Origin of the sequence: Pseudomonas baetica (assembly GCF_019733355.1) — a bacterium.
GTDB classification, from domain to species: Bacteria; Pseudomonadota; Gammaproteobacteria; order Pseudomonadales; family Pseudomonadaceae; genus Aquipseudomonas; species Aquipseudomonas baetica_A.
The window spans coordinates 64,149-87,762 of sequence record NZ_JAIHLQ010000031.1 but is presented as its reverse complement, the minus strand read 5'-3'; the positions used below and the strand labels follow the sequence as shown (position 1 = coordinate 87,762).

The following is a 23,614-nucleotide window of genomic DNA, read 5'->3' as shown; positions in this document are numbered from 1 at the left end:
AAATGCACTCGTAGCTCAGCTGGATAGAGTACTCGGCTACGAACCGAGCGGTCACAGGTTCGAATCCTGTCGAGTGCACCATATACCGAAAAGCCCGCGTTTAACGCGGGCTTTTTGCTGTACGGGATTTGGCTGTTCCTTTGACACACCCTCTCTCATCAAAATCGACTAGAGCGCTGCGGCCTCGTTTGAGATCGTATCGATAGCTTGTCGTCGAAGTCCGAATATTCACTTTGTCCGGTTTGCCGAGCGCGCTTTCGACATCCTGTTGGTTCATGCCGGCAATGACGCGTCGATTAATGATCGCTTCACGCCGTTGTCTGGCATCGATGAGATTTCCGCATTTGTCTTCTGCTTTGCCAGCAACGCCAGGTTCTCTGTCGTTGGTTTTCTTGCCGGATGTTTCTTCGTGATTGAGCGCTGGCATCACCGCGACCACTGAGCCGGGGAGGTAGGGGTGAACTTCCTGCGCTGAGAGTCTTTCTCCGCTCGCACAGCTCATCGACGTGAACGTGATGCTGCCGTCAGGAGCTTCGCAGCGATGAAGGCTGGTCGCGGCCCCGGCGGTTGGGAGGCAGAATAGGCTGGCGAGTAAAAAGCGGGATGTTTTTGATGGCATTCGACGTCCTCCGTGACGGTCTACGCTCAAGGGTAGCGGCTGCATTTTTTAATGTCGGTGTGTTTTCTTTTCAGGATGAGTCGTCGCATCTGCATGGATTAGGGCTGCGCTCAGGTTTGTCTTGCAAGCGCTTGTTTCAGCCGTGATTTTTTAACGTTTTAAACCGTCAGGCGGTGTATCATTGCGCCCGTCAGCCCCGCCGGGGCTTGTGGAAAACTTCCATGGACTTACCCAGTAGTTACTCAGTACCCCGTTTTACCAATCATGAATTGACTGATTGATCCTTCCGGCGTGCCCCGCTGCTGGGAGTGGAGTTCGCCTATGTCTGAAATCGAAGTAAAGAAAACACAGGAAAGCCTGCAGGACCGCCTGGCTCAGGTCGTCGAGTTGCTGCAGCGTCAACGGGTCGTTGAAGACCTGACTCACCGCCAGGAAGGCGCGCATCAGGACCGGGTGGAAAGCCTGGTTCACCGACAAAATCTCGTCGAGCTGCAACGCAAACTCGATGATCTGCACTCCGCCGACGTTGCCTATATTCTTGAAGCCTTGCCGCTGGACGATCGTCTGACGCTTTGGCAACTGGTCAAGGCTGATCGCGACGGCGACATTCTTCTCGAAGTATCCGATTCTGTCCGTGAAACGCTGATCGCCGACATGGATGATCACGAGCTCCTGGCTGCGGCCAAGGACATGGATGCCGACGAACTTGCTGACCTGGCCTCTGAGCTGCCGCGAGATGTCGTCCATGAGCTGATGGAGAGTCTGGATAACCAGCAGCGCGAGCGTGTGCGTTCGGCACTGTCCTATGACGAGGAGCAGGTCGGTGCGCTGATGGACTTCGAGATGGTGACCATCCGTGAGGATGTCAGTCTCGAAGTGGTTCTGCGTTACCTGCGTCGCCTCAAAGAGCTTCCTGGTCACACCGACAAACTGTTCGTGGTCGATAACGACGGCGTGCTTAAAGGCGTACTGCCGATCAAGCGTTTGCTGGTCAATGACCCCGATAAACAGGTTGCTGAAGTCATGGCCAGCGATCCGGTGAGCTTCCACCCGGACGAAGATGCCTACGACGCTGCTCAGGCATTCGAACGTTACGACTTGATCTCTGCCCCGGTAGTCGACAAGAACGGCAAGCTGATTGGCCGTCTGACCATCGACGAAATGGTTGACTTGATCCGTGAGGAAAGCGAAAGCGAAGTCCTCAATATGGCGGGTTTGCGTGAAGAGGAAGATATCTTCGCCTCCGTGTGGAAATCCCTGAACAACCGTTGGGCGTGGCTGGCGATCAACTTGATCACGGCGTTCTTCGCTTCCCGGGTGATCGGCCTGTTTGAAGGCTCGATCGAGAAGCTGGTAGCGCTCGCGGCACTGATGCCGATCGTGGCGGGGATCGGCGGCAACTCCGGTAACCAGACGATCACCATGATCGTCCGTGCCATGGCGCTCGACCAGGTCAGCACCGGCAATACTTCACGCCTGATGCGTAAGGAGTTGGCGGTTGGATTGATCAATGGCCTCGTCTGGGGTGGGGTGATCGGCGTGGTTGCCTATCTGCTTTACGGCAGTTGGTCGCTGGGCGTGGTGATGACAGCAGCGATGACTCTCAATCTGTTGCTGGCGGCGCTGATGGGGGTCTTGATCCCGATGACGCTGGCGAAGATGGGGCGTGACCCGGCGATGGGTGCCAGCGTGATGATCACCGCGATGACCGACAGTGGTGGTTTCTTCATCTTCTTGGGGCTGGCGACAATCTTCCTGCTTTGATCTGCCATAAATAAACGGCCCGCCAACCCAATTGGCGGGTTTTTTAGAGAAAAGGGAGAGCCTGAATTTCAGGCAAAAAAAAGCCAGCACTGATGCTGGCTTGAGGTGTTCGGTATGGCTCAGGACGCGTCTGCAGCCATTTCAGCGTCGTGGGCGATCAAGGACACCAGTGCGTTCTGCTGACGGTGAGAAAGCTGGCGGAAGCGTTGCAGCAACTCGCGTTCGTGCAACGACAGCTCCGGGCTGTCCAGGCGCATGCTCAGCTCTTCGCCCAAAGCACCTTCCTGAATAAGACTCTGCTCAAGACGCGCAATGATCTCGGAGTTCATGCTGCGATGATGATTGCGAGCCACCTCGGCAATGCGTTCACGCATTCCGTCTGGCAGACGTACGACGAACTTGTCAGCCGTACGGCTGGAATAAATTGCCTGTTTCAATGGGCGCATATATTTAACCGGTTAGTTCAGGGGAGCGGTTCTCGGGATTGGCCGCAGATGTGTGGTAGGACAAGCATCCGCGCCAAATGGTTCAACCTGAATTGTTAAGAGGCTCGCATCATGCCTCAAAATTGCCAGATCATTGGCGTCAATTCTGTGACAAATATTGAGCTGGGTAAAGGCGTAATGCCAGCACCAATTATCAGAAATGCGGACTGGTTTGAAAACTTTGCCCTGGCCCGCATCAAAGACCGCCTCCTGATGCACGTCCTTTAGTGTTCTAAGACGTCAGAACGTGCATGCTATGCGGCTTTCGATCCTTGTTCCTTACCTGTACAGGATAGTGGCAATTTGCCGATTTACTAGGGGCAAACACCTGCTGGAGGGCGTTTTCAGGATGTATGGCAAGCTTATTTACCTGATGGGACCGTCCGGCTCGGGTAAGGACAGTCTGATCGAGGCCGCTCGTGAGCCATTGTGGGCTTTGAACTGCGAAGTCATGCGCCGGGTGATCACGCGATCTGCCGAATCGGTGGGCGAGGATGCGATTGGCGTAACGCCGCAAGAGTTCCAAAGACGTCAGCGCGCCGGTGATTTTTCATTGGCATGGCAAGCCAACGGCCTCGCCTATGGCATTGCGGTGGAAATGGATCAATGGTTGCGAGCCGGGCGACATGTGTTGGTCAACGGCTCGCGTGCCAATTTACGGCAAGCGCAGGAGCGCTATCCCTCACTGTTGCCGGTTTTGCTGACGGTTGGTGATGAGGTGCTGCGAGAGCGCTTGCTCAGGCGCGGTCGAGAGACGCTTGAGCAGATCAATGCACGCGTTGCTCGCAACGCTCTGTTCAAGGATAGGAGGTCAAGTGACCGGCCTGTGCACCTGATCGACAATTCGGGCGACCTGGCGGACGCCGTCAATCAGCTTCTGGAGCTGGTCCGGCTCAACGTAGTACCGGATCAAACTTGATTCTGCGCCCTGCGACCAGCGCCAGAACAAACAACACCGCAAACACGCCACAGCTAATCAGCGGCAGAGTGATTTCGGTTTCCTCGAACAGCGAAAAATGCACAACGCCACTCAATAAGGCGAGGATCAGAAATCCTGCTGCTGATTTGGACATGCTGTACTCCTGCAGATATTTCAAAAAACCAGACGTTCGGTCGCTAGTGCTGGCAGTGCCTGCTGAGACTCGCTGACCGCTTGCGGTGCGAAGCTCTGATCACTCAACACTGCCAACTGCGGCGCTTTCTGCACCTGCAAGTAATGCGGCATGCGCTGAGCAACTCGTTCAGCGCTCTCGGGGGTAAAGTGAAAACCTACCAAAATCGCCAAGGCGATCGCGTTTGCGAGCAAGAGAGTGCTGTTCATGAGGCGGACTCCGTTTGTTCTGTTATGAGAACAGACAAAGCAGCCGTCGTGCCAACAGTCTATATGCTGTTAAGTCCTTTAAAAACAAGCATTTGGAAGGTTTTTTCAGAGGGCAAAGGTTGCAATCTGCAATGATGGCTTTTTGGGGGAGTGCAAAATGCACGGTAAATCTTCCCGCAGCCTTGCCGGGCGCCTGCCTACACTTAAAAAGCCCTACGGATGACATGACAAATCAGGGCCTGGCCGTTAACATGCACGCCGTCCGTCGCGCAGTGTTCATCTCGTGACAACCCAGTGTCTCAGTAGCTCAATTGGATAGAGCATCCCCCTCCTAAGGGGAAGGTTGGCAGTTCGAACCTGCCCTGGGACACCATATATTCGGGCCTTCTGGCCACTCTTCTGACCACTGCGTTTCTCTGTGACAGCCGTGTTGGCAGGAGAAGCAGTCAAGCCTCTTTCAGAGTGATTTGAAAGGGGCTTTTTCGTATTCGCGGCTTAAGGAAGATGCCGATGGAAGGCCTTTTGGAATTCTTTTCAAGTGCTGCAAAACGCAAGAAGGCTAAGTGAGGCATGAAAATACTATTCATTGCTTCGCTTGGTTTTTTATCGCTAATTCAGGCGCCGCTGTCTTTTGCGGACAATGCCAACGGGAAAAACCTCTATTCACAGCGGTGCGCCATGTGCCACGGAGTAGATCTGAAGGCATCAGGACCCCTGGCTAAAAAAAGCAATCCACCGACGCCTGATCTGACAGCGTCCTTTTTCAAGCAAAGACTCAAGGAATACCCAGGCGTTATTGTGTCGTCAATAATACTTCGTCCAAACGGAGACTTGATTCCAAGAACATTGAAAGAGACCGGTGTAAAGCTGCCGCCTCACGCTTGGACGGTTAAGGATTTTCGCGATTTGAATCAATACATGAGTGGCGTGATCTCAAGAGGTCGATGATTTTCAGATAGAAAACTCGCGCGGTTTCATCTGTCCGGGCTTTTCATGGGCGGGCGCCGGGGCTATTCCTCAGCGCCCCCTCCAGGTTTGCCAATTGAGGTGCTTATCCCGGTCATGCGTCGACGTCCATTGACCTTGTAGTCGCGCTTCTGTTCTTTCGCGCCCGGTTTGCGCAAGGTCACTTGCGCATAGAGTCCATCCTTGGCGCTGTAGGCGCCGAACCAGTCATTCATTCGCGCGATAAAGCATTTGCTACCGATGATCACCGGGAAGTCGGCGACCTGCTCGATGGCGTAGTAGCCTGCTCCGTAGCCGTAATATTCGTCGTTGTCTGTGGCGGACGCAGGAATAGGGCAAATGGGCTTTCGCTCTTGCCCGTTGTCGGACGAATCTTGTTCGACCGTGGCCAAGCCATCGGTGAGTGCGCGGTGCAGGTCCGGCTTCAGTTTATAAGTGGTTTTGTGCTTATCATCAGGCTGAGTTCGGGGGATGCTGAGTCGATAGCGATAGTGGACGGTCAACGTGGGCACTTCGCGGTTCACCTGCAAAGGGCTGAGCAGATAGACATCATCGACGCCATAACCACTGTTGCGATAGGCGGCATAGACCTTGCCGCGAAGGCTGATCCAGCTCACGGACTGGTTGGAGCCACGCTCATTGATGGAGTAGAGGGAGCCGCCAATGGATTCGCCGTCGGATGCCGGCGTTCTACGGGCGAATCTGTCGCCGTCACGGCGGAAGGTTTCGACGAAAGTGTAAAGGCCGGTGCCGCCGGTGTAGGTCTCGACGATCAGGTCACGTTGCCCGTCGCCGTCCAGATCCCGCAGCGTGAACGAGGTTCGACCCAGTGCGGTGTCAGCGTCGAAGTTGGTGGCACTCAACGCCTGCCACTCGCTGCGGGAAACACCTTTGGGAGGGGATGTTGGGAAGTGCGTTTTTTCGGCGTATTGATCGGCGTCGGGCTCTGCGGAAAACTGGGTTGCAACGCTTTTCAACGCCAAGGACGCGAGTGTCCGTTCGAGAGCAAACTCCGGATCATTTTTACGGACTGCGCGAACGCGGTTTTGCAGATCATCCAATAGCTCTTTTTCGGCGCCATCCGGCTGATGGGCGAGGGCTTCTGTCCATTGCGCTTGCAAGCGTTCCAGTTGCTCGCGATAGCGCTGATCCAGACACGAAACATCCTGGGCGCACTCGTTGCGTGTTTTCAGCCAACGTCGTTGCGCGTGTATTAAGTCTGGTTGTGTTTGTGCGCAGACCTTCAGTAAATCCCGATATACCGTCGCCATCTGCGCATCCAGTATTCGCGCAGATCGCGTTTTCCACGGCAGTCGCCGCTTTTGTGCAGTCCATTGCGGTCGCCATTGCGTGCTGGATAAACAGCAGCGCACTGGCGGACACGATGTAGCGTCCTTTGATGTACACGAGGTCGGCCTTGCAGTGAGAAGTTGGCAGGCGCGCAGGTGAATCGCTGTGTGTGGAATCTTGAAGCGTCGGCTTCAGGGAACGCCACTTCTGGCCGATAACCCAAACGGTGAGTTCAGACTTGCGCGAAATCGCTTGATAGCATTTGGCCTCCAGCTATCATCTGCGCGCCTGAAAATCGCCCTCGGTTCATCTACTTCAATTGCCTGGAAATCCTCGATGCTGTCGTATCACCAAAAGAGTTTTCTGATCGTCGATGATTTCTCGGATTTCCGCAGTTCCGTGCGCTCGATGCTGCGTGAGCTGGGGGTCAAGGACGTGGACACCGCTGACACCGGTGAGCAGGCGCTGAAGATGTGTGCGCAGAAATCCTACGATTTCATCCTGCAGGATTTCCACCTCGGTGACGGCAAGAAGAACGGCCAGCAGGTTCTTGAAGACCTGATGCTGGAAAAGCTCATCAGCCACGAAGCCGTGTTTGTGATGGTGACGGCCGAGACCAGTCAGGCGATGGTGCTCAGTGCTTTGGAGCATGAGCCAGATGCCTACCTGACCAAACCGTTCAACCGCTCGGGCCTGGCCCAGCGGCTGGAGCGTCTGGAGCAGCGCAAGACGTTGCTCAAACCGATTCTGCAAGCGCTCGACCGTGGCAAACCGGTCGAGGTGCTCAACGCCTGCATCGCCCTGTGCAAACAGGACATCCGCTATTCGCCGCTGTGTCTGCGTTATCGCGCTGATGCCTTGCGCGACTTGAACCAGAACGAAGCACTGGAACGCCTCTACGACAGCATCATTGCTGACCGGCCGTTGCCGTGGGCCTTTGCTGGATTGGGCAAGTTGCTGTTCAAGCGTGGGCAAGTGGCGCAGGCCAAAGGCGTGTATGAAAAGGCCTTGAAAGTATTCCCGATGATGCCTTCGCTGTACGACGGCATGGCTGATGTGCTGGTGTCCGAGGGTGATACCAAAGGCGCGCAGCAGGTGCTGGAAGAAGCGATTCGCCTGTCGCCGCTGGCGGTGCGTCGGCAGGCGTTGCTCGGCAAACTGGCGATGGCCAACGAAGATTTCGACACCGCCTCGCGGGCTTACCGTCAGGCTGTGTCGCAGGGCGCGCAGTCGCGCTTCAAGGATCCGGAAAGCAACCTCGGCCTGGCCCATGCGCTGATCAGCAAAGGCAGTGAGCGCGGTCTCGATACGCGCACGCGCCTGGAGATCAACACCACCCTCAGCGCTGTTGCCAAAGAGAACCCGACCGACCCTGGTTTGCAGATTCGCGCGCGTTTGATGAAGGCAACGAGCCTGCTGCTCAACGATGCCGAAACCGCCGACAAGCTCACCGAGCAAGCACTGATGCGACTCGACGGCATGGAACAGTTCATGAGTCCGGAGGCGGCGCTGCTCGTCGCCAAGCAGTTGCAGATGCTCGGTCAGGCCGAGGCGGGCACGTCGATGCTCAAGAGCTGCGCGGAAATCTACGGTGACGATCCGGCGGTGATGAAAGACATTGCCAAGCTCACCGATGACCCGACTATCCTCAGTTCGAGCAATGCCGCCGCCGACCTCAACCGTCAGGGCGTGCGGGTGTACAAGACCGGCAATCTGGTTGAAGCCCGCGAGGTCTTCCGCAAGGCGCTGAAGATGCAACCGAAGAACATCAGTATTGCGCTGAACATGGCCCAGTCGCTGCTCCATGGCACCGACACCAGTGTGCCTTCGGCGGAGCTGGAAGAATGTCGGGCCTGCCTGAAAATGGTCGGCCTGATGCCCGACACCGACGCGCGTTTCTCGCGCTATCAGAAGCTGAAAAGCAAGGCGTTTGGCGAATGAACCAAGACGAGCAGGCATTGGATTTTTCCACGGTGATCGCCTCCACCGTTCACGACATGAAGAACTCGCTGGCCATGCTGATGCAAGCGCACAGCCAATGGCTGGCGCGTTTGCCGCAAGCGCAGCGCGAAGGCGCGGAGCAGGGCGTGATCGACTTCGAGTTCGCCCACCTCAACGGCATGCTGGTGCAGTTGCTCGGGCTTTACAAACTCGGCGTCAACCAGATGCCATTGCAGCCGGCGTATCACGAACTGGATGATTTCATCGAGGCGCAACTGGCAGCGCATCAAGAGGTATTCGCCAGTCGCGGCATCATCGCCACTTATGAAGTTGATCCACTGAGTCCGCTGGGTTTCTTTGATCGTGAACTGGTCGCCTCGGTGCTGGGCAATTGCATCAATAACGCCATTCGTTATGCCCGCGAGTCGCTGCTGATCACCGTCAGTGACGAGGCCGGGCAACTGGTGCTGAGCATCAACGATGACGGCGACGGCTATCCGGTCGAAATGCTCGAACGTCAGGCTGACTATGTGCAGGGCATCAATCACAGCAGCGGCAGTACCGGGCTTGGCCTGTATTTCGCTGCACGCATTGCCGCGTTGCATCAACGCAATGGTGTCGAGGGGCGCACCGAAATCCGTAATGGCGGCCCCTTGGGTGGCGGGATCTTCAGTCTCTACCTGCCGTGATCCGAGGCTTTTTGTTTGACGCTGCTTGATATTCCGAACAGCCGAAGCCTATTTTGTTCGGGTCGCCGTTCGCGGCTCGTACAACAACAAGGATTGCGTCATGACAACCGATGGCCAGCGTTCACTCGCGCAGCGATTGACGGGCATTGATGAGATTGAATGTGTCACGCCGGATTTGAACGGCGTACCACGGGGCAAGGTGATGACCGCTGAGGGTTTTCTCGAAGGGCGGCGTCTGCAGCTCGCGCGGGGGGTGCTGCTGCAATGCATCATGGGTGGATATCCGCCGGCGCGGTTTTACGGCAGCGATGACGGTGATCTGGCGCTGATTGCTGATCCAGAGCAGATCCATCCGTTGCCATGGAGTGACGAGCCCCGTGCCCTGGCCATTTGCGATGCCGATGAACTGACCGGCGAAAGCTCCAGCCTGTCGACCCGTGGCCAGCTCAAGAAAGTCATCGCGCGTTACAAGGCGCTCGGTCTGGCGCCTGTGGTGGCGACCGAACTGGAATTCTTCGTGTTCGCTCCAAACACTGATCCGACCCAGCCGTTCCGAGCGCCAGTCGGCCTCGATGGCCGCCGCGAGGATGGCCTGTCGGCGTTCAGTGTCAGTTCCAACAACGGTCTGCGACCATTCTTCAGTGAAGTCTATAAATGCATGGCGGCCCTTGGTCTGCCGCGTGATACGTTCATGCACGAAATGGGCGTTAGCCAGTTCGAGATCAACCTGCTGCACGGTGATCCACTGTTGCTGGCCGACCAGACCTTCCTGTTCAAACACCTGCTCAAAGAAGTCGCGCTCAAGCATGGCCTGACCGTGGTCTGCATGGCTAAACCGCTGGCGCACACGCCGGGCAGCTCGATGCACATTCACCAGAGCATCGTTGATATCGCCAGCGGCAAAAACGTCTTCAGCGACGATAACGGCCAGCCGACGGCGATGTTCCGCCACTTCATTGGCGGGCAGCAGGCAGGCATGGCGGATTTCACCGCGCTGTTTGCACCGAACGTGAACTCCTACCAGCGTCTGTGCCATCCGTTCGCTTCGCCGAACAATGCCTGTTGGTCCCACGATAACCGCGCGGCCGGGCTGCGGATTCCGGCCAGTTCACCGGTCGCTCGTCGGGTCGAAAACCGTTTGCCGGGTGCCGACGCCAATCCGTATCTGGCGATCGCCGCCAGTCTGGCTGCCGGTTTGCACGGGATCGAACACGAACTGGAGCCGACCGAGGCGATTCAGGGCGAATTCGACGTGCCGGATAATCTTTCGCTGCCGTGTACCTTGCATGCCGCACTCGAACGTCTGAAACGTAGCCAATTGGCCAGGGAACTGTTCGGACAGGAGTTCATCGAAGGCTACATCGCTTCGAAGACCATGGAACTGACCAGCTTCTTTGATGAAATCACTCCCTGGGAACGGCGTGTTCTAGCAGCCCAGGCCTGACGTACCGTCGCCATCGGGCTATCGTTTGATAGCCCGATACTTACTGCAAGGAGCCGCTCGGAACGCCGATGCGCCAAATCTGGAAATCCTTTCGAGCGCTGTATTTTGCCTCGCTGATGATGTTGATCGGCTCGGGTCTTCTATCTACTTATCTGGCCCTGCGCCTGGCGGCTGAAGATGTCGACGGGCTGTGGGTCGGTGCATTGATGGCGGCCAACTATTTCGGTCTGGTGCTGGGCGGCAAGATCGGCCACCGGTTGATCGCCCGGGTCGGGCATATCCGCGCGTATTCGGCGTGTGCCGGGATCGTCGGCGCAGCGGTGCTGGGGCATGGTCTGGTGGACTGGCTGCCGGCATGGCTGGTGCTGCGCACGATTGTGGGTCTGGGCATGATGTGCCAGTACATGGTCATCGAGAGCTGGCTCAACGAGCAGGCCGATGCCAACCAGCGTGGTCTGGTGTTCAGCGGCTACATGATTGCGTCGTACCTTGGCCTGGTTTTGGGGCAGTTGATTCTGGTCATGCACCCGGGGCTGGGTCTGGAGCTGCTGATGCTGGTCGCTCTGTGCTTTGCATTGTGTCTGGTGCCGGTGACCCTGACCCGACGGATTCACCCGGCGCCGCTGCATCCGGCGCCGATGGAGCCGCGTTTTTTCATCAAGCGCGTGCCGCAATCGTTGAGTACGGTGCTCGGGGCGGGTTTGATCATTGGCTCGTTTTACGGTCTGGCGCCGTTGTATGCCTCGCAGCAAGGGCTGTCGACCGAGCAGGTCGGTCTATTCATGGGTACCTGCATTTTTGCCGGATTGCTGGTGCAGTGGCCGCTGGGGTGGTTGTCTGACCGATATGATCGCGCGCTGCTGATTCGTTGCTTTGCCGGTTTTCTGGCGGTTGCCGCTTTACCGCTGGCGATCCTGCCGCAGGTGCCGCTGGAGGTGCTGTTCGTGGTCGGCTTCCTCTGCTCGCTGGTGCAGTTCTGTCTGTATCCCCTGGCGGTGGCGTTTTCCAACGACCATGTCGAGGGTGATCGCCGGGTGTCGCTGACGGCGATGCTGCTGGTGACTTATGGGGTCGGCGCCAGTATCGGTCCGCTGGCCGCTGGTGTGTTGATGAAATTTTTCGGTAGCCAAAGTCTTTACGCGTTCTTCAGCTTCTTTGCGTTGGTGCTGGTGTGGCGGATCCGCCCGAAGGCAGTGACCAATCTGCATCAGGTCGACGACGCGCCGCTGCATCACGTAGCGATGCCGGACAGCATGTCCAGCTCACCGCTGGTGGCAGCCCTCGACCCGCGTGTTGACGAGCAGGTGGTGCAGGAGCAGATGCAGAACACGCCTGAGCCAGAGCCTGAGTCAGAGCCAGAATCGCAACCTGAAAAAGAACCTGAGTCCGAACCTGCAGCCAATCCGGATGCTGACAACGATAAACCCGCCCCGGATATCAGTGGCGCCAGGCCTTGAGACACAGTCGAAAATAAAAAAGGGCAGTCACCGCAAGGTGACTGCCCTTTTTATTAGCCGTTTCGAATCAGAGATCGTCTTTATCGAAACGCCGTGCTTCACGTTGTAGCTGATACACAAAACGCTCGACGTTGCGTGCAGCCTGACCGCTGATGTTGTGGAAGCGCAGGCCGGCAAACGTGATGTTGAGTTTTTCTTCGAAGTGCAGATAACGCAGTTCGACGGAAGTCGGCTGGTTGCCGAACAGTGGCGGGGCGATCAAGCGATCGTAGACCTGGCCCAGTTGCAGGCGGTCGGTGATGTCGCCTTCGAAGCGCAGCTTGCAACCGGTCGCGGAAATATCCAGCAGCTTGCCGTTGATCGGCGATTTGAGCTTTTCGCCGCCCAGTTCAACGTTGACCAGATCGGTCAGTTTCAGTGCCGCGCGAAAGGCGTTGCGGCGCTGGTGATACACCACTTCGGTCGGCAACTCGCCGGTATAAAAGCGATCACCTTCGGACTCTTGGATGTTCAGCGTGCCAGTGCATTCCCAGGCAATTCGCACACCCTCATGAAAGCCTTCAACCTTGAAAGACTCGCCGGCGAGCAGGAAGCGTTCGCCGTCGCGCGGGATCATTTCATCAAGGGCGATGGAGGCGCTGTCACGGTCGACTTTGATCAGGTAACTCTGGAAGCGCTGGCTGCGTTCGTGGAACGTGATGATCAGCGGATCGTGGCTTTCTTGCAACTGACGCAGGTTGCTGGAGATTTCCAGGGGCGTGGTGAGCACCTTTGGGGGCTGCGGAGCATCATCCGCGCTTAGGGCGTTTGGCACGTTTTCTCAATCTCCAGACAAAATTTGACTACGACTGGCCAGTATTTTGCCAGCATGTTTCTCGTGTTGATAGTGCGGGCTCATCGAACGGCTTACGCCTGGCTGAACGTACGCGGCTTGACGGGTTTGGCGAAAGCACCACTGGCGTCATACAGCGCTGGCGGTTCACCCCCGGTGAGGATTTTCAGCTGATTGGCCGTAGCGGCCTGCTGTACCCGGATCGACTGGCCATTGTTGACATTGGCCGCCTGGCATTGGGCGATGAGATCGGTCAGGAAGTCGCTCTGGCTGAGCAACTGGTCGCCGAGGCTCGACTGGCTGGCGAGTTGCTCAAGCCCCTGCCGATTGGTCGGCAGGTTGAGGCTGGCGAGGATTTCGCTGCGTTTGCGGCCATGCTGTTCAAGCAAAATGATCAGCGCCTGTTTACGCGCCAGAATTTCTTCCAGCAAGGGCATGTCGCGACCATGCAAAGCGAGGGATTCGGTTTGCAGCAATTCCAGCAATTGTTGAGCTGGAGCAAAGTCGTCGATGATCAGTTGCAGTAAATGAGTGTCGTGCATGGCTGGCCTTGGGTTTTAAGCGTCCAAAAGCCTGGCGCAGGCAAAAGCCTAGCGCTGGGCTTCGAAGTTGAGCAGTTTGCTGGCTACACGGTTGCTGTCGACTTTGTAGCTGCCATCGGCAATCGCGGCTTTCAACTCGGCCACTCGGGCTTTGTCGACAGCAGGCTGATCGCGCAGCTTGTCAGTGACCTTCTGCAACTGTTGAGCCTCATTGCTGAGGTGTACCGATTCCCCGCTTTTTACGGTACTGGCCGGTTCGGCCTGGGTATTCAGCGGCGCGGAGGTGCCGGTTTCGGCGGTTTCCCTGGCGTTGCTGGTACGTGTACTGCCCGTAAGTGACGAGGAGCTGTTCAAACGGCTGAAATCGATGACCATGTTAAAAACCTCTGGGAATTTGGACGCTTGCCATGTTTTCGGCCATCCCCTGGAAAACTTTAGGCCCATTTAGCAATAGGCCCTGCATGCGCCGGCGCGTGTCCTGCTGCCGCACAGTTTAGGGAACCGACGAGGTCCGCGCCAGTTTTCTCATGAGCGTTTTACATGGCCACTTCCACTTGGCCTGGCGCGATGACTTGCGCCTTGATGACCCGGTTGGAGTTGAGGTTTTTCACTCGGATCTGTTCTTTCAGGCCGCCGTTGGACAGGGCTTCTCCCGGCATACGCACGGCGAGTGTGCCGGTGCGGGCGATGATGACCACTTGATCGCCCTTGCGCACGACTTCCGCCTGTTCCAGATGCACGAGCGTGATGACCTGATCGGCGACCGTTGGTCGGGTTAATTTTTGCCCGATGGCTTGATCCACCGACGTCAGAAAACCTTGATTGATTGTGCTGACGTCACGCTCTCGCAAGGTCACATCCTGCGGCTCGATAATCCCGGCGCGTTTGAGTGGTCGTGTGGTGGTCACAATCTCGCGAAACAGGCGGACTTGAGCGGGTACGAACACGGTCCAGGGCGAGCTGCCCTCACAGCGAACCTTCACGGTTACCCGCCCCAGCGGACGTGCCGGACTCTCCAAAGTCGCTGTCAATTCCTTGTCGCACATGGGCATGTGCATACGGGGGTCGAGCTGGTTGACTTCGATTTCGTAGCGGCCTTCCGTTTGACTGGTAGCCAGATAGTCTTCTACGGTGAACTCAAGAAAGCCCTGAGTGACGCCGATAAGCATGTCAGGCAAGGTAACCGCATCAGCAATGGCAGGGCTGCCGGCGAAAAAGAGGCAAACGGCGGACATCGCGCAAAGCCCTCTGCGAAGGGGAGATGTCAGGCGTCGGAAAAATGTCGTTTGAGCGTTCATACGAGTTAAAAAGCAAGCGCCGTGCCGTTTAGCAATGAATGTGCGTCGCAACAACACTTGGCGTTGGTGTAGGAGTCTGGGCATGGCTGGTGTAATGGATTCGGTGAACCAGCGCACGCAACTGGTAGGGCAGAATCGCCTGGAGCTGTTGTTGTTCCGTCTCGACGGTCAGCAGCTCTACGGGATCAACGTGTTCAAGGTTCGGGAAGTGCTGCAATGCCCGCAACTGACGCTGATGCCCAAGTCCAGTCCTGTCGTGTGCGGGGTGGCAAATATTCGGGGGGCGACCATTCCGATCCTTGATCTGGCAATGGCTACCGGTTCCGGGGCGTTGAAAGACAAGAAAAATCCGTTCGTGATCATCACGGAGTACAACACCAAGACCCAGGGTTTCCTGGTTCGCTCGGTGGAGCGCATCGTCAACATGAACTGGGAGGAGATCCATCCACCGCCCAAGGGCACGGGGCGCGATCATTACCTGACCGCTGTGACTCGGGTGGACAATCAGTTAGTCGAAATCATCGACGTCGAAAAGGTGCTGGCGGAAGTTGCACCGACGCCGGAAGCGATTTCGGTCGGTGTGGTCGATGTCGAGACGCAGACCAAGGCATTGTCGCTGCGGGTGCTGACGGTCGATGACTCGTCGGTGGCGCGCAAGCAGGTTACGCGTTGCCTGCAGACGATCGGCGTCGAAGTCGTGGCGTTGAACGACGGCAAGCAGGCGCTGGATTACCTGCGCAAGCTGGTCGACGAGGGCAAGAAGCCGGAAGAAGAGTTCCTGATGATGATTTCCGACATCGAGATGCCGGAGATGGACGGGTACACCCTGACGGCCGAAATCCGCGGCGATGCACGCATGCAAAAGCTTCATATCATCCTGCATACTTCGTTGTCGGGGGTATTCAATCAGGCGATGGTCAAGAAAGTCGGTGCCGATGACTTTTTGGCCAAGTTCCGCCCTGATGACCTGGCATCCCGGGTAGTCGACCGGATCAAAGCAGCAGATATCAGCTAGGGACCTTTTGTCCCTGGCGGTCAACACGATTTAAGAGGCGGCATCAATTTGTCTACGGGTAATTTGGATTTCGAACAGTTCCGGGTCTTCCTGGAAAAAGCCTGTGGCATTTTGCTCGGTGAAAACAAGCAGTACCTGGTCTCGAGCCGTCTCAACAAACTGATGGAGCAGCAAGGCATCAAGTCCCTGGGTGAGCTGGTTCAGCGCATCCAGACCCAGCCGCGCAGCGGTTTGCGCGAGCAGGTAGTCGATGCCATGACAACCAACGAAACCCTGTGGTTTCGTGACACCTATCCGTTTGAAGTCTTGAAGAACAAGGTGCTGCCCGAAGCCATCAAGGCCAGCCCCAACCAGCGTCTGCGGATCTGGTCGGCAGCCTGCTCGTCGGGTCAGGAACCGTACTCGCTCTCGATGTCTATCGATGAGTTCGAGCGCGTCAACCTTGGCCAGTTGAAGATGGGCGTGCAGATCGTTGCCACCGATCTCTCCGGCAGCATGCTGAACAACTGCAAGACTGGCGAGTACGACAGCCTGGCAATCGGTCGCGGTTTGTCCCCCGATCGTCTGCAGCGTTTTTTCGATCCGAAAGGACCAGGGCGCTGGGTCATCAAGGCGCCGATCAAGAACCGGGTGGAGTTTCGCTCGTTCAATTTGCTCGACAGTTACGCCAGCCTGGGTAAGTTCGACATCGTGTTCTGCCGCAACGTGTTGATCTACTTCTCTGCTGAAGTGAAGAAAGACATTCTGTTGCGCATTCACAGCACGCTGAAGCCGGGTGGTTATCTGTTCCTTGGCGCTTCCGAAGCGCTGAACGGTTTGCCGGATCATTACCAGATGGTCCAGTGCAGCCCGGGGATCATTTACAAGGCCAAGTAATCTGCAAATCGGCAACACAAAAACGGGAGTCCGCAGGGGCTCCCGTTTTTTTGTGCCTGGCGTTTCTCTGAAGTCGCCGCAAACCCTGTGGGAGCGGGCTTGCTCGCGAGGGGGGGCAGAAAAACAGATATTGACTGACTCGACGCTTTCGCGAGCAAGCCCGCTCCCACAGTGGGGCTGTGGTGTGGGTGGGAGGGGAGAGGCAAGCGGCAGAAAAGCGGCATCTGGCGGAAACCCGTTGCCGCTTTTCTGGCATTGCCGCTTTACCTGTTACCCGCAAAGGCCCGGTTTCCGGAGGTTTCTGTGTTTGGCACGCCGCTTGCTAAAGCTCAGTTACGAAAAACCGGTCACCCGAAGGTTCCCGACATGAGCATCAGCTTCGATAAAGCGCTCGGCATTCACGAAAAAGCACTGGGCTTCCGCGCCCAGCGTGCTGAAGTGCTGGCCAACAACATCGCCAACGCCGATACCCCGAACTACAAGGCTCGGGATCTGGAGTTCTCCAAAGTGCTTGAAGCACAGAGCCAGAAAAACGCTAACGGCACCATCGCCCTGAACATGACCAACAGCCGTCACATCGAAGCTGAAGGTCTGGGCAATGGCGACGAGTCGCTGATGTATCGCACGCCGATGCAACCGTCGATCGACCAGAACACCGTGGACGCTCAACTGGAACAGTCCAACTACGCGGAAAACGCCGTGGGCTTCCAGGCCAGCTTCACGCTGCTCAACAGCAAATTCAAAGGGCTGGTATCAGCCCTGCGCGGAGAGTAACCCATGTCCCTGTCCAGCGTTTTCAACATTGCCGGCAGCGGCATGAGCGCACAGACCACGCGTCTGAACACCGTGGCGTCGAACATCGCCAACGCCGAAACCGTCTCGTCGAGCATCGACCAGACCTACCGCGCCCGTCATCCGGTATTCGCCACCATGTTCCAGGGCGGCCAGAACAGCGGCAGCAACTCGCTGTTCCAGAGCCAGGATGCCGCCGGTCAAGGCGTGCAGGTGCTCGGTGTGGTCGAAGACCAGAGCAACCTTGAAGCGCGCTACGAGCCGAACCATCCGGCCGCCGACGCCAAGGGCTACGTCTACTACCCGAACGTCAACGTGGTGGAAGAAATGGCTGACATGATTTCCGCGAGCCGGTCGTTTCAGACCAACGCTGAAATGATGAACACTGCCAAAACCATGATGCAGAAGGTACTGACCCTCGGTCAGTAATAAGGGGCGACTGCCATGAGTGTTTCCGATTCCACCAGCGGCGTAAATATCAAGGACGTTCTGGCCAACTCCTCGGTCAAGACCGGCACGACCGCTGATGGTCTGGCTGCGGCCACCAACAGCGCCGCCGGCAATAAGGCCTTGGGCAAAGATGCGTTCTTGCAACTGCTGGTTACCCAGCTGAAGAACCAGAACCCGCTCGACCCGCAAGACAACAGCGAATTCGTCGCCCAATTGGCGCAGTTCAGCAGTCTGGAAGGCATCACCACGCTGAACGACACCGTCAGCGGCATTGCCGGCAACTACAACTCCTCGCAAGCATTGCAGGCGTCGTCTCTGGTGGGCCGCTCGGTCATCGCCCAGACCGACAAGGCAGTGGTTGATACCAGCAAGAGCCTCAACGGCACGGTGGTGGTTCCGTCTTCCGGGGCTGTTTCGGTCACGATCAAAGATGCCGATGGCAAGGTCGTGCGCACCCTCGACATGGGCACCCAGAACGCCGGTAACGCCAGTTTCATCTGGGACGGCAAGAACGCTTCCGGTGAGGTCGCGAACGCGGGCACTTACACGTTCACCGCCAACGCGACTTACGACGGTCAGGCCACTTCGCTGATCACTTATCTGCCAGCGACCGTTAACAGCGTGACCATCAGCCAGACCGGCGGTGAGTTGATGCTGAACCTGGCAGGTTTGGGCAGCGTCGCGCTGTCCAAAGTACAAACCATTGGTATATAGAGCCGACTAACCGGCACAAAGGAGTGGAATATGTCTTTCAATATCGGCCTTAGCGGTCTCTATGCTGCCAACAAGCAACTGGATGTGACCGGCAACAACATCGCCAACGTTGCGACCACCGGTTTCAAAGCGTCCCGTGCAGAATTCGAAGACGTGTACTCGGCCACGCGCCTGGGTACCGGCAGCAAGACCGTTGGTAACGGCGTGCGTCTGGCCAACGTTTCCCAGCAGTTCGGCCAGGGTGACGTGAACAACACTGGCAACGTGCTGGACATGGGTATCCAGGGCAATGGTTTCTTCATCCTCAGTGATAACGGTTCCTTGAGCTACACCCGTGCCGGTGCGTTCAAGACCGACGCTCAGAACTACGTTGTCGATAACAACGGCAACCGTCTGCAAGGCTATGGCGTCGATGCCAACGGCAAGATCATCAGCGGTGTGCTGACTGATCTGAAGATCGACACTTCGGCCCTCAAGCCGAATGCGACGACCAAGATCGACCAGACCATGAACCTGAACTCGGAAGACATCAAGCCTACCGTGACCCCGTTCAGCCCAACCAATCTGAACAGCTACAACAAGACCATTTCCACTCCGGTCTACGATACTCAGGGTAACGAGCACCGCATGGATCAGTACTACGTGAAAACGGGTACCAATGCCTGGAGCGTCTACACCTACATGGATGGTCGTACACCATCGGATCCGGCCAACAACACCCTGACGCCGCTGACCCACGACATCACCTTCAACTCCGACGGCACGATCAATACCGTGACCGCGGGCGCTGGCTGGACTCAGAACGGCAACACCCTGACCATGACGGGTTGGGTGCCGGGCGTTGTGACCAACCCGGCGACTACGCCAGTGACCTGGGGCCCGAATGGTTCTGTGGCCAACCCGGCCGGTATCGCGTTCAACATGACGTTGACCACTTCGTTCAATTCTCCTACCGCGCGTACTGCGCAGTATCAGGATGGTTACGCCACTGGCCAGATTTCCAGTCTGACCATCGATTCGACCGGTGTCATGACCGCCAACTTCAGCAACCAGCAGACCAAGGCTATTGGTCAGGTGGCGGTAGCCAGCTTCGCTAACGAGCAGGGCTTGCAGCCGATTGGTGGTACGCGCTGGAAGGAGACTTTCGCGTCGGGCGTGGCTGGGGTTGATGCGCCGAAGACCGGGACGCTGGGTTCGATCGTGTCGAACTCGCTGGAAGAATCGAACGTTAACCTGACCAATGAACTGGTGGATCTGATCAAGGCGCAGAGCAACTATCAGGCGAACGCCAAGACCATTTCGACCCAGAGCACTATCATGCAGACCATTATTCAGATGACCTGATTCTGGTTTTGGTTTGTGAAAGGGGCCCCTCGTTTGAGGGGCTTTTTTTTGTGCGCCAGGCATGGCGCGTTGCGCGCAAGCGCACCCAGCATGGCTGTGGTGACCATGCGGGTGCGCTTGGAGGTGAAAGTCTGTCGCCGAGCTAACACTCATCCTGTTGAGTGGTGAGAAGCGTGCGATTGGCTATTGCTCTTTTGCAGGAGTGAGCCTGCTCGCGAAGGCGGCCTGAAAGCCAGCCAATCTCCGTCAGATGTACTCCGTGTCATTTTTTCCTCGCCCAAAAGAAAACCCCCGACAAACCAGAGGTCTGTCGGGGGTTTCTCGTTCAGGTGTCTCGCGACGCCTGAATCAGCTCAGCTTATTGGCAAGCTTCGCAATCCGGCTCGTCAATCGCACAAGCCTTGGGCACTGGGGCTGGACCGGCTGGAGCAGCCAGAACCGAATCATCACCATGGTTGCCGCCGCTGGAAACGGCGTTCAGCTTACCGGTGTTGATGGTCGACTTCTCGGTGCTGGTCGCGGCCAGGGCGCGGAGGTAGTAGGTGGTTTTCAGACCACGGTACCAGGCCATGCGGTAGGTCACGTCGAGCTTCTTGCCCGATGCGCCAGCGATGTACAGGTTCAGCGACTGGGCCTGGTCGATCCACTTCTGACGACGGCTGGCGGCGTCAACGATCCACTTGGTGTCCACTTCGAATGCGGTCGCGTAGAGCTCTTTGAGTTCTTGCGGGATGCGCTCGATCTGCTGAACCGAACCGTCGTAGTACTTCAGGTCGTTGATCATGACCGAGTCCCACAGACCGCGAGCCTTGAGGTCGCGAACCAGGTACGGGTTGATCACGGTGAATTCGCCCGACAGGTTCGATTTCACATAGAGGTTCTGATAGGTCGGTTCGATCGACTGCGATACGCCAGTGATGTTGGCGATGGTCGCGGTCGGTGCGATGGCCATGATGTTGGAGTTACGAATGCCTTTCTGTACACGGGCGCGAACCGGTGCCCAATCCAGGGTTTCGTTCAGGTCGACATCAATGTACTTCTGGCCACGTTGTTCGATCAGGATCTGTTGCGAGTCCAGTGGCAGGATGCCTTTGGACCACAGCGAACCGTTGAACGTCTCGTACGCGCCACGCTCGTCAGCCAGGTCGCAGGAGGCCTGGATCGCGAAGTAGCTGACCGCTTCCATCGACTTGTCGGCGAATTCGACGGCAGCGTCGGAGCCGTAAGGGATGTGTTGCAGGTACAGCGCGTCCTGGAAGCCCATGATGCCCAGGCCGACTGGACGGTGGCGGAAGTTGGAGTTCTTCGCCTGCGGTACCGAGTAGTAGTTGATGTCGATCACGTTATCGAGCATGCGAACGGCAACATCGATGCTGCGCTTGAGCTTGGCGGTGTCCAGCTTGCCGTCCACGATGTGGTTCGGCAGGTTGATCGAGCCCAGGTTGCAAACGGCGATCTCGTCCTTGTTGGTGTTCAAGGTGATCTCGGTGCACAGGTTCGAGCTGTGAACCACGCCGACGTGCTGCTGCGGGCTGCGCAGGTTGCACGGGTCTTTGAACGTCAGCCATGGGTGGCCGGTTTCGAACAGCATGGACAGCATTTTGCGCCACAGGTCTTTGGCCTGGATGGTCTTGAACAGCTTGATCTTGCCCGGATACTGGGACAGGGCTTCGTAGTACTCGTAGCGCTCTTCGAAGGCCTTGCCGGTCAGGTCGTGCAGGTCCGGCACTTCGGATGGCGAGAACAGGGTCCACTGACCGTCGTCGAAGACGCGCTTCATGAACAGGTCAGGGATCCAGTTGGCGGTGTTCATGTCGTGGGTACGACGACGGTCATCACCGGTGTTCTTGCGCAGCTCGATGAACTCTTCGATGTCCATGTGCCAGGTTTCCAGGTAGGCACACACAGCGCCTTTGCGCTTGCCACCCTGGTTAACGGCGACGGCGGTGTCGTTCACGACTTTGAGGAACGGAACCACGCCTTGCGACTTGCCGTTGGTGCCTTTGATGTACGAACCCAGTGCACGAACAGGTGTCCAGTCGTTGCCCAGGCCACCGGCGAATTTCGACAACATGGCGTTGTCGTGGATCGCGTGGTAGATGCCCGACAGGTCATCCGGCACGGTGGTCAGGTAGCAGCTCGACAGCTGTGGACGCAGGGTACCGGCGTTGAACAGGGTCGGGGTCGACGACATGTAGTCGAAGGACGACAGCAGGTTGTAGAACTCGATCGCGCGGTCTTCTTTGTTCTTCTCTTCGATGGCCAGGCCCATGGCCACGCGCATGAAGAAGATCTGCGGCAGTTCGAAACGCACGCCATCCTTGTGGATGAAGTAACGGTCGTACAGGGTTTGCAGGCCCAGGTAGGTGAATTGCTGATCACGCTCGTGGTTGATCGCCTTGCCCAGTTTTTCCAGGTCGAAGGTGGCCAGCACAGGGTTCAGCAGTTCGAACTCGATACCTTTGGCGACATAAGCCGGCAGTGCCTTGGCGTACAGGTCGGCCATTTCGTGGTGAGTGGCGCTTTCGGCCACACCCAGGAAGCCCAGGCCTTCGGCGCGTAGGGTGTCCATCAGCAGGCGGGCGGTCACGAACGAGTAGTTCGGCTCGCGCTCAACCAGGGTACGGGCGGTCATCACCAGGGCGGTGTTGACGTCTGTCAGGGCCACGCCGTCGTACAGGTTTTTCAGGGTTTCGCGCTGGATCAGGTCACCGTCGACTTCTTCCAGGCCTTCGCAGGCTTCGGTCACGATGGTGTTCAGGCGGCCCATGTCCAGTGGCGCCAGGCTACCGTCGGTGCGGGTGATGCGGATCGACGGGTGAGCGTTGACCGCTGCTTCCGCCGGGGCGTGGGCTGCGCGTTCTTTGGAACGACCGTCGCGGTAGATCACGTAGTCGCGTGCCACTTTCTGCTCGCCGGCACGCATCAGGGCCAGTTCGACCTGGTCCTGGATTTCTTCGATGTGGATGGTGCCGCCCGAAGGCATGCGACGCTTGAAGGTCGCGGTGACCTGTTCGGTCAGGCGGGCAACGGTGTCGTGGATTCGCGACGAAGCGGCAGCGGTGCCGCCCTCAACTGCGAGAAACGCTTTGGTGATAGCGACGGTGATCTTGTCATCGGTGTAAGGAACGACAGTGCCATTACGCTTGATCACGCGCAGTTGACCAGGCGCGGTGGCTGCCAGATCCGAAGTCGAATCAGCGGCCTGCGGCAAGGTGCCCTGCGGGTTCTCGCGAGTTGTGTCGGTTTGCATGGGTGTCTCCACGTTCTCTATGTTTGTTTGGGCACCATCACGGTGCCCACCGTTCCGTCCTGAAGCACTACAACCGGCACGTGCCGGGTATAACGACTTCGGGACAGTTCAGGAAGAAGGCCTTGTGGGCGCCGCTTCCATGCCGAAGTCTTCGGTTCGCGCGATACGCGTGAGACCGCATTCCTTTCGGGGAGCAGTTTCGCCACTGCAACACCCGTACCGTTATCGTCGTGATCGACTGAAAAACGGTAGCCATCCGCAGGCGCGGTTTGGGCTTGTAAAAATACGTTTGGTTCAACCTGACAATGGCAATAAAAAGCCTTGAATTCACTGTCCGGTTTGTGTTTGGTTTTTTACGCAAAACCCTACATGTAGGGTTTTTTTGCGAACGGGCTACAAGATAATGCGTTTCAGGGGCGGATTGCAACGCACAGCTTGTGGATAACCCTGTGCGTAAATTGTGTGTGAAACAGGGAATTCCCGTGTAGGCCGCGAACCTGCTGAGCTAGACCGTTTGTCACT

At 57.3% G+C, this 23,614-nt stretch carries 23 protein-coding genes and 2 tRNA genes; 15 read left to right on the top strand and 10 right to left on the bottom strand.

Features of this window, described 5'->3' with window-relative positions; all coding sequences use genetic code 11:
* Positions 1-4 precede the first annotated feature (4 nt).
* A tRNA-Arg gene (locus tag K5E40_RS24715) sits at positions 5-81 on the top strand.
* 19 nt (positions 82-100) lie between these two features.
* On the opposite strand, the gene K5E40_RS24710 is transcribed toward K5E40_RS24715, so the two are convergent.
* Positions 101-619 carry a cell envelope protein SmpA gene (locus K5E40_RS24710; protein WP_221733053.1) on the bottom strand — a complete coding sequence of 173 codons (519 nt, stop codon included), beginning with the start codon at positions 617-619 and terminating at the stop codon, positions 101-103.
* Positions 620-940: 321 nt separating this feature from the next.
* Between K5E40_RS24710 and mgtE the strand changes: the two genes are divergently transcribed.
* Complete coding sequence (gene mgtE / locus K5E40_RS24705) at positions 941-2,383, top strand: magnesium transporter (protein WP_221733052.1); 1,443 nt, start codon at positions 941-943, stop codon at positions 2,381-2,383.
* A gap of 119 nt (positions 2,384-2,502) precedes the next feature.
* Here the strand turns inward: mgtE and K5E40_RS24700 are convergent, their stop codons facing one another.
* Complete coding sequence (locus K5E40_RS24700) at positions 2,503-2,829, bottom strand: Arc family DNA-binding protein (RefSeq protein ID WP_003178899.1); 327 nt, start codon at positions 2,827-2,829, stop codon at positions 2,503-2,505.
* A gap of 388 nt (positions 2,830-3,217) precedes the next feature.
* Here K5E40_RS24700 and phnN point away from each other — a divergent pair, with 388 nt between their 5' ends.
* A complete protein-coding gene (phnN, locus tag K5E40_RS24695; RefSeq protein ID WP_221733051.1) occupies positions 3,218-3,787 on the top strand; it encodes a phosphonate metabolism protein/1,5-bisphosphokinase (PRPP-forming) PhnN in 570 nt (189 codons plus the stop codon).
* Here the strand turns inward: phnN and K5E40_RS24690 are convergent.
* Both K5E40_RS24690 and K5E40_RS24685 read right to left on the bottom strand, forming a co-directional pair.
* Positions 3,762-3,941, bottom strand: a complete 180-nt coding sequence (locus K5E40_RS24690) for a PA3371 family protein (RefSeq protein WP_221733050.1) — start codon at positions 3,939-3,941, stop codon at positions 3,762-3,764. The two genes, phnN and K5E40_RS24690, sit on opposite strands and share 26 nt — an antisense overlap.
* Before the next feature lie 20 nt (positions 3,942-3,961).
* Positions 3,962-4,189, bottom strand: a complete 228-nt coding sequence (locus K5E40_RS24685) for a hypothetical protein (protein ID WP_221733049.1) — start codon at positions 4,187-4,189, stop codon at positions 3,962-3,964.
* Positions 4,190-4,485: 296 nt separating this feature from the next.
* Here K5E40_RS24685 and K5E40_RS24680 point away from each other — a divergent pair.
* Positions 4,486-4,562: transfer RNA gene (locus K5E40_RS24680), tRNA-Arg, on the top strand.
* 197 nt (positions 4,563-4,759) lie between these two features.
* On the top strand, positions 4,760-5,137 hold the full coding sequence (locus tag K5E40_RS24675; RefSeq protein WP_221733048.1) for a cytochrome c: 378 nt from the start codon (positions 4,760-4,762) through the stop codon (positions 5,135-5,137).
* A 62-nt stretch (positions 5,138-5,199) separates the two neighbouring features.
* On the opposite strand, the gene K5E40_RS24670 is transcribed toward K5E40_RS24675, so the two are convergent.
* A complete protein-coding gene (locus K5E40_RS24670) occupies positions 5,200-6,426 on the bottom strand; it encodes a lysozyme inhibitor LprI family protein (RefSeq protein WP_260456002.1) in 1,227 nt (408 codons plus the stop codon).
* A gap of 355 nt (positions 6,427-6,781) precedes the next feature.
* Here K5E40_RS24670 and K5E40_RS24665 point away from each other — a divergent pair, with 355 nt between their 5' ends.
* The 4 genes from K5E40_RS24665 (at position 6,782) to K5E40_RS24650 (ending at position 11,976) form a co-directional block, all read left to right on the top strand.
* Positions 6,782-8,386 (top strand): tetratricopeptide repeat-containing response regulator, encoded by a 1,605-nt coding sequence (locus tag K5E40_RS24665; protein ID WP_221733047.1) that lies wholly within the window; start codon positions 6,782-6,784, stop codon positions 8,384-8,386.
* Positions 8,383-9,075: a sensor histidine kinase KdpD gene (locus K5E40_RS24660; protein WP_221733046.1), complete on the top strand. Its 693-nt coding sequence runs from the start codon at positions 8,383-8,385 to the stop codon at positions 9,073-9,075. The genes K5E40_RS24665 and K5E40_RS24660 overlap by 4 nt, the downstream gene beginning before the upstream one ends.
* 202 nt (positions 9,076-9,277) lie before the next feature.
* Complete coding sequence (locus tag K5E40_RS24655; protein ID WP_221733059.1) at positions 9,278-10,519, top strand: glutamine synthetase family protein; 1,242 nt, start codon at positions 9,278-9,280, stop codon at positions 10,517-10,519.
* 68 nt (positions 10,520-10,587) lie between these two features.
* A complete protein-coding gene (locus K5E40_RS24650) occupies positions 10,588-11,976 on the top strand; it encodes an MFS transporter (protein ID WP_221733045.1) in 1,389 nt (462 codons plus the stop codon).
* A gap of 67 nt (positions 11,977-12,043) precedes the next feature.
* Here the strand turns inward: K5E40_RS24650 and K5E40_RS24645 are convergent, their stop codons facing one another.
* The 4 genes from K5E40_RS24645 to flgA form a co-directional block, all read right to left on the bottom strand.
* A complete protein-coding gene (locus K5E40_RS24645) occupies positions 12,044-12,790 on the bottom strand; it encodes a flagellar brake protein (protein WP_221733044.1) in 747 nt (248 codons plus the stop codon).
* Positions 12,791-12,882: 92 nt separating this feature from the next.
* Positions 12,883-13,350, bottom strand: a complete 468-nt coding sequence (locus tag K5E40_RS24640) for a flagella synthesis protein FlgN (protein WP_221733043.1) — start codon at positions 13,348-13,350, stop codon at positions 12,883-12,885.
* 48 nt (positions 13,351-13,398) lie between these two features.
* Positions 13,399-13,725 carry a flagellar biosynthesis anti-sigma factor FlgM gene (flgM, locus tag K5E40_RS24635; protein WP_221733042.1) on the bottom strand — a complete coding sequence of 109 codons (327 nt, stop codon included), beginning with the start codon at positions 13,723-13,725 and terminating at the stop codon, positions 13,399-13,401.
* Between the two features lie 161 nt (positions 13,726-13,886).
* Positions 13,887-14,648, bottom strand: coding sequence for a flagellar basal body P-ring formation chaperone FlgA (gene flgA, locus K5E40_RS24630; RefSeq protein WP_221733041.1), 762 nt, complete (start codon positions 14,646-14,648; stop codon positions 13,887-13,889).
* Between the two features lie 82 nt (positions 14,649-14,730).
* Between flgA and K5E40_RS24625 the strand changes: the two genes are divergently transcribed.
* From K5E40_RS24625 to flgE, 6 genes are all read left to right on the top strand, one after another.
* On the top strand, positions 14,731-15,663 hold the full coding sequence (locus K5E40_RS24625) for a chemotaxis protein CheV (protein ID WP_221733040.1): 933 nt from the start codon (positions 14,731-14,733) through the stop codon (positions 15,661-15,663).
* A 48-nt stretch (positions 15,664-15,711) separates the two neighbouring features.
* A complete protein-coding gene (cheR, locus tag K5E40_RS24620; RefSeq protein WP_221733039.1) occupies positions 15,712-16,539 on the top strand; it encodes a protein-glutamate O-methyltransferase CheR in 828 nt (275 codons plus the stop codon).
* Between the two features lie 366 nt (positions 16,540-16,905).
* Entirely contained in the window at positions 16,906-17,313 is a 408-nt protein-coding gene (gene flgB, locus K5E40_RS24615; protein WP_007960328.1) for a flagellar basal body rod protein FlgB, read from the top strand.
* A 3-nt stretch (positions 17,314-17,316) separates the two neighbouring features.
* Positions 17,317-17,760 carry a flagellar basal body rod protein FlgC gene (gene flgC / locus K5E40_RS24610; protein ID WP_003227217.1) on the top strand — a complete coding sequence of 148 codons (444 nt, stop codon included), beginning with the start codon at positions 17,317-17,319 and terminating at the stop codon, positions 17,758-17,760.
* A gap of 15 nt (positions 17,761-17,775) precedes the next feature.
* Complete coding sequence (flgD, locus tag K5E40_RS24605) at positions 17,776-18,495, top strand: flagellar hook assembly protein FlgD (protein WP_221733038.1); 720 nt, start codon at positions 17,776-17,778, stop codon at positions 18,493-18,495.
* A 30-nt stretch (positions 18,496-18,525) separates the two neighbouring features.
* Positions 18,526-19,839: a flagellar hook protein FlgE gene (gene flgE, locus K5E40_RS24600; RefSeq protein ID WP_221733037.1), complete on the top strand. Its 1,314-nt coding sequence runs from the start codon at positions 18,526-18,528 to the stop codon at positions 19,837-19,839.
* Positions 19,840-20,197: 358 nt separating this feature from the next.
* On the opposite strand, the gene K5E40_RS24595 is transcribed toward flgE, so the two are convergent.
* Complete coding sequence (locus K5E40_RS24595; RefSeq protein WP_221733036.1) at positions 20,198-23,092, bottom strand: ribonucleoside-diphosphate reductase subunit alpha; 2,895 nt, start codon at positions 23,090-23,092, stop codon at positions 20,198-20,200.
* Between the last annotated feature and the right edge of the window lie 522 nt (positions 23,093-23,614).

Coding starts and splice junctions, on each gene's coding strand:
- mgtE (WP_221733052.1), top strand. CDS start 941: ATGTCTGAAATCGAAGTAAAGAAAACACAGGAAAGCCTGCAGGACCGC.
- K5E40_RS24650 (WP_221733045.1), top strand. CDS start 10,588: ATGCGCCAAATCTGGAAATCCTTTCGAGCGCTGTATTTTGCCTCGCTG.
- K5E40_RS24660 (WP_221733046.1), top strand. CDS start 8,383: ATGAACCAAGACGAGCAGGCATTGGATTTTTCCACGGTGATCGCCTCC.
- flgM (WP_221733042.1), bottom strand. CDS start 13,725: ATGGTCATCGATTTCAGCCGTTTGAACAGCTCCTCGTCACTTACGGGC.
- flgD (WP_221733038.1), top strand. CDS start 17,776: ATGAGTGTTTCCGATTCCACCAGCGGCGTAAATATCAAGGACGTTCTG.
- K5E40_RS24675 (WP_221733048.1), top strand. CDS start 4,760: ATGAAAATACTATTCATTGCTTCGCTTGGTTTTTTATCGCTAATTCAG.
- flgC (WP_003227217.1), top strand. CDS start 17,317: ATGTCCCTGTCCAGCGTTTTCAACATTGCCGGCAGCGGCATGAGCGCA.
- K5E40_RS24700 (WP_003178899.1), bottom strand. CDS start 2,829: ATGCGCCCATTGAAACAGGCAATTTATTCCAGCCGTACGGCTGACAAG.
- K5E40_RS24670 (WP_260456002.1), bottom strand. CDS start 6,426: ATGGCGACGGTATATCGGGATTTACTGAAGGTCTGCGCACAAACACAA.
- K5E40_RS24665 (WP_221733047.1), top strand. CDS start 6,782: ATGCTGTCGTATCACCAAAAGAGTTTTCTGATCGTCGATGATTTCTCG.
- K5E40_RS24690 (WP_221733050.1), bottom strand. CDS start 3,941: ATGTCCAAATCAGCAGCAGGATTTCTGATCCTCGCCTTATTGAGTGGC.
- K5E40_RS24640 (WP_221733043.1), bottom strand. CDS start 13,350: ATGCACGACACTCATTTACTGCAACTGATCATCGACGACTTTGCTCCA.
- flgA (WP_221733041.1), bottom strand. CDS start 14,648: ATGAACGCTCAAACGACATTTTTCCGACGCCTGACATCTCCCCTTCGC.
- K5E40_RS24625 (WP_221733040.1), top strand. CDS start 14,731: ATGGCTGGTGTAATGGATTCGGTGAACCAGCGCACGCAACTGGTAGGG.
- phnN (WP_221733051.1), top strand. CDS start 3,218: ATGTATGGCAAGCTTATTTACCTGATGGGACCGTCCGGCTCGGGTAAG.
- K5E40_RS24710 (WP_221733053.1), bottom strand. CDS start 619: ATGCCATCAAAAACATCCCGCTTTTTACTCGCCAGCCTATTCTGCCTC.
- K5E40_RS24595 (WP_221733036.1), bottom strand. CDS start 23,092: ATGCAAACCGACACAACTCGCGAGAACCCGCAGGGCACCTTGCCGCAG.
- flgE (WP_221733037.1), top strand. CDS start 18,526: ATGTCTTTCAATATCGGCCTTAGCGGTCTCTATGCTGCCAACAAGCAA.
- K5E40_RS24685 (WP_221733049.1), bottom strand. CDS start 4,189: ATGAACAGCACTCTCTTGCTCGCAAACGCGATCGCCTTGGCGATTTTG.
- flgB (WP_007960328.1), top strand. CDS start 16,906: ATGAGCATCAGCTTCGATAAAGCGCTCGGCATTCACGAAAAAGCACTG.
- K5E40_RS24655 (WP_221733059.1), top strand. CDS start 9,278: ATGACCGCTGAGGGTTTTCTCGAAGGGCGGCGTCTGCAGCTCGCGCGG.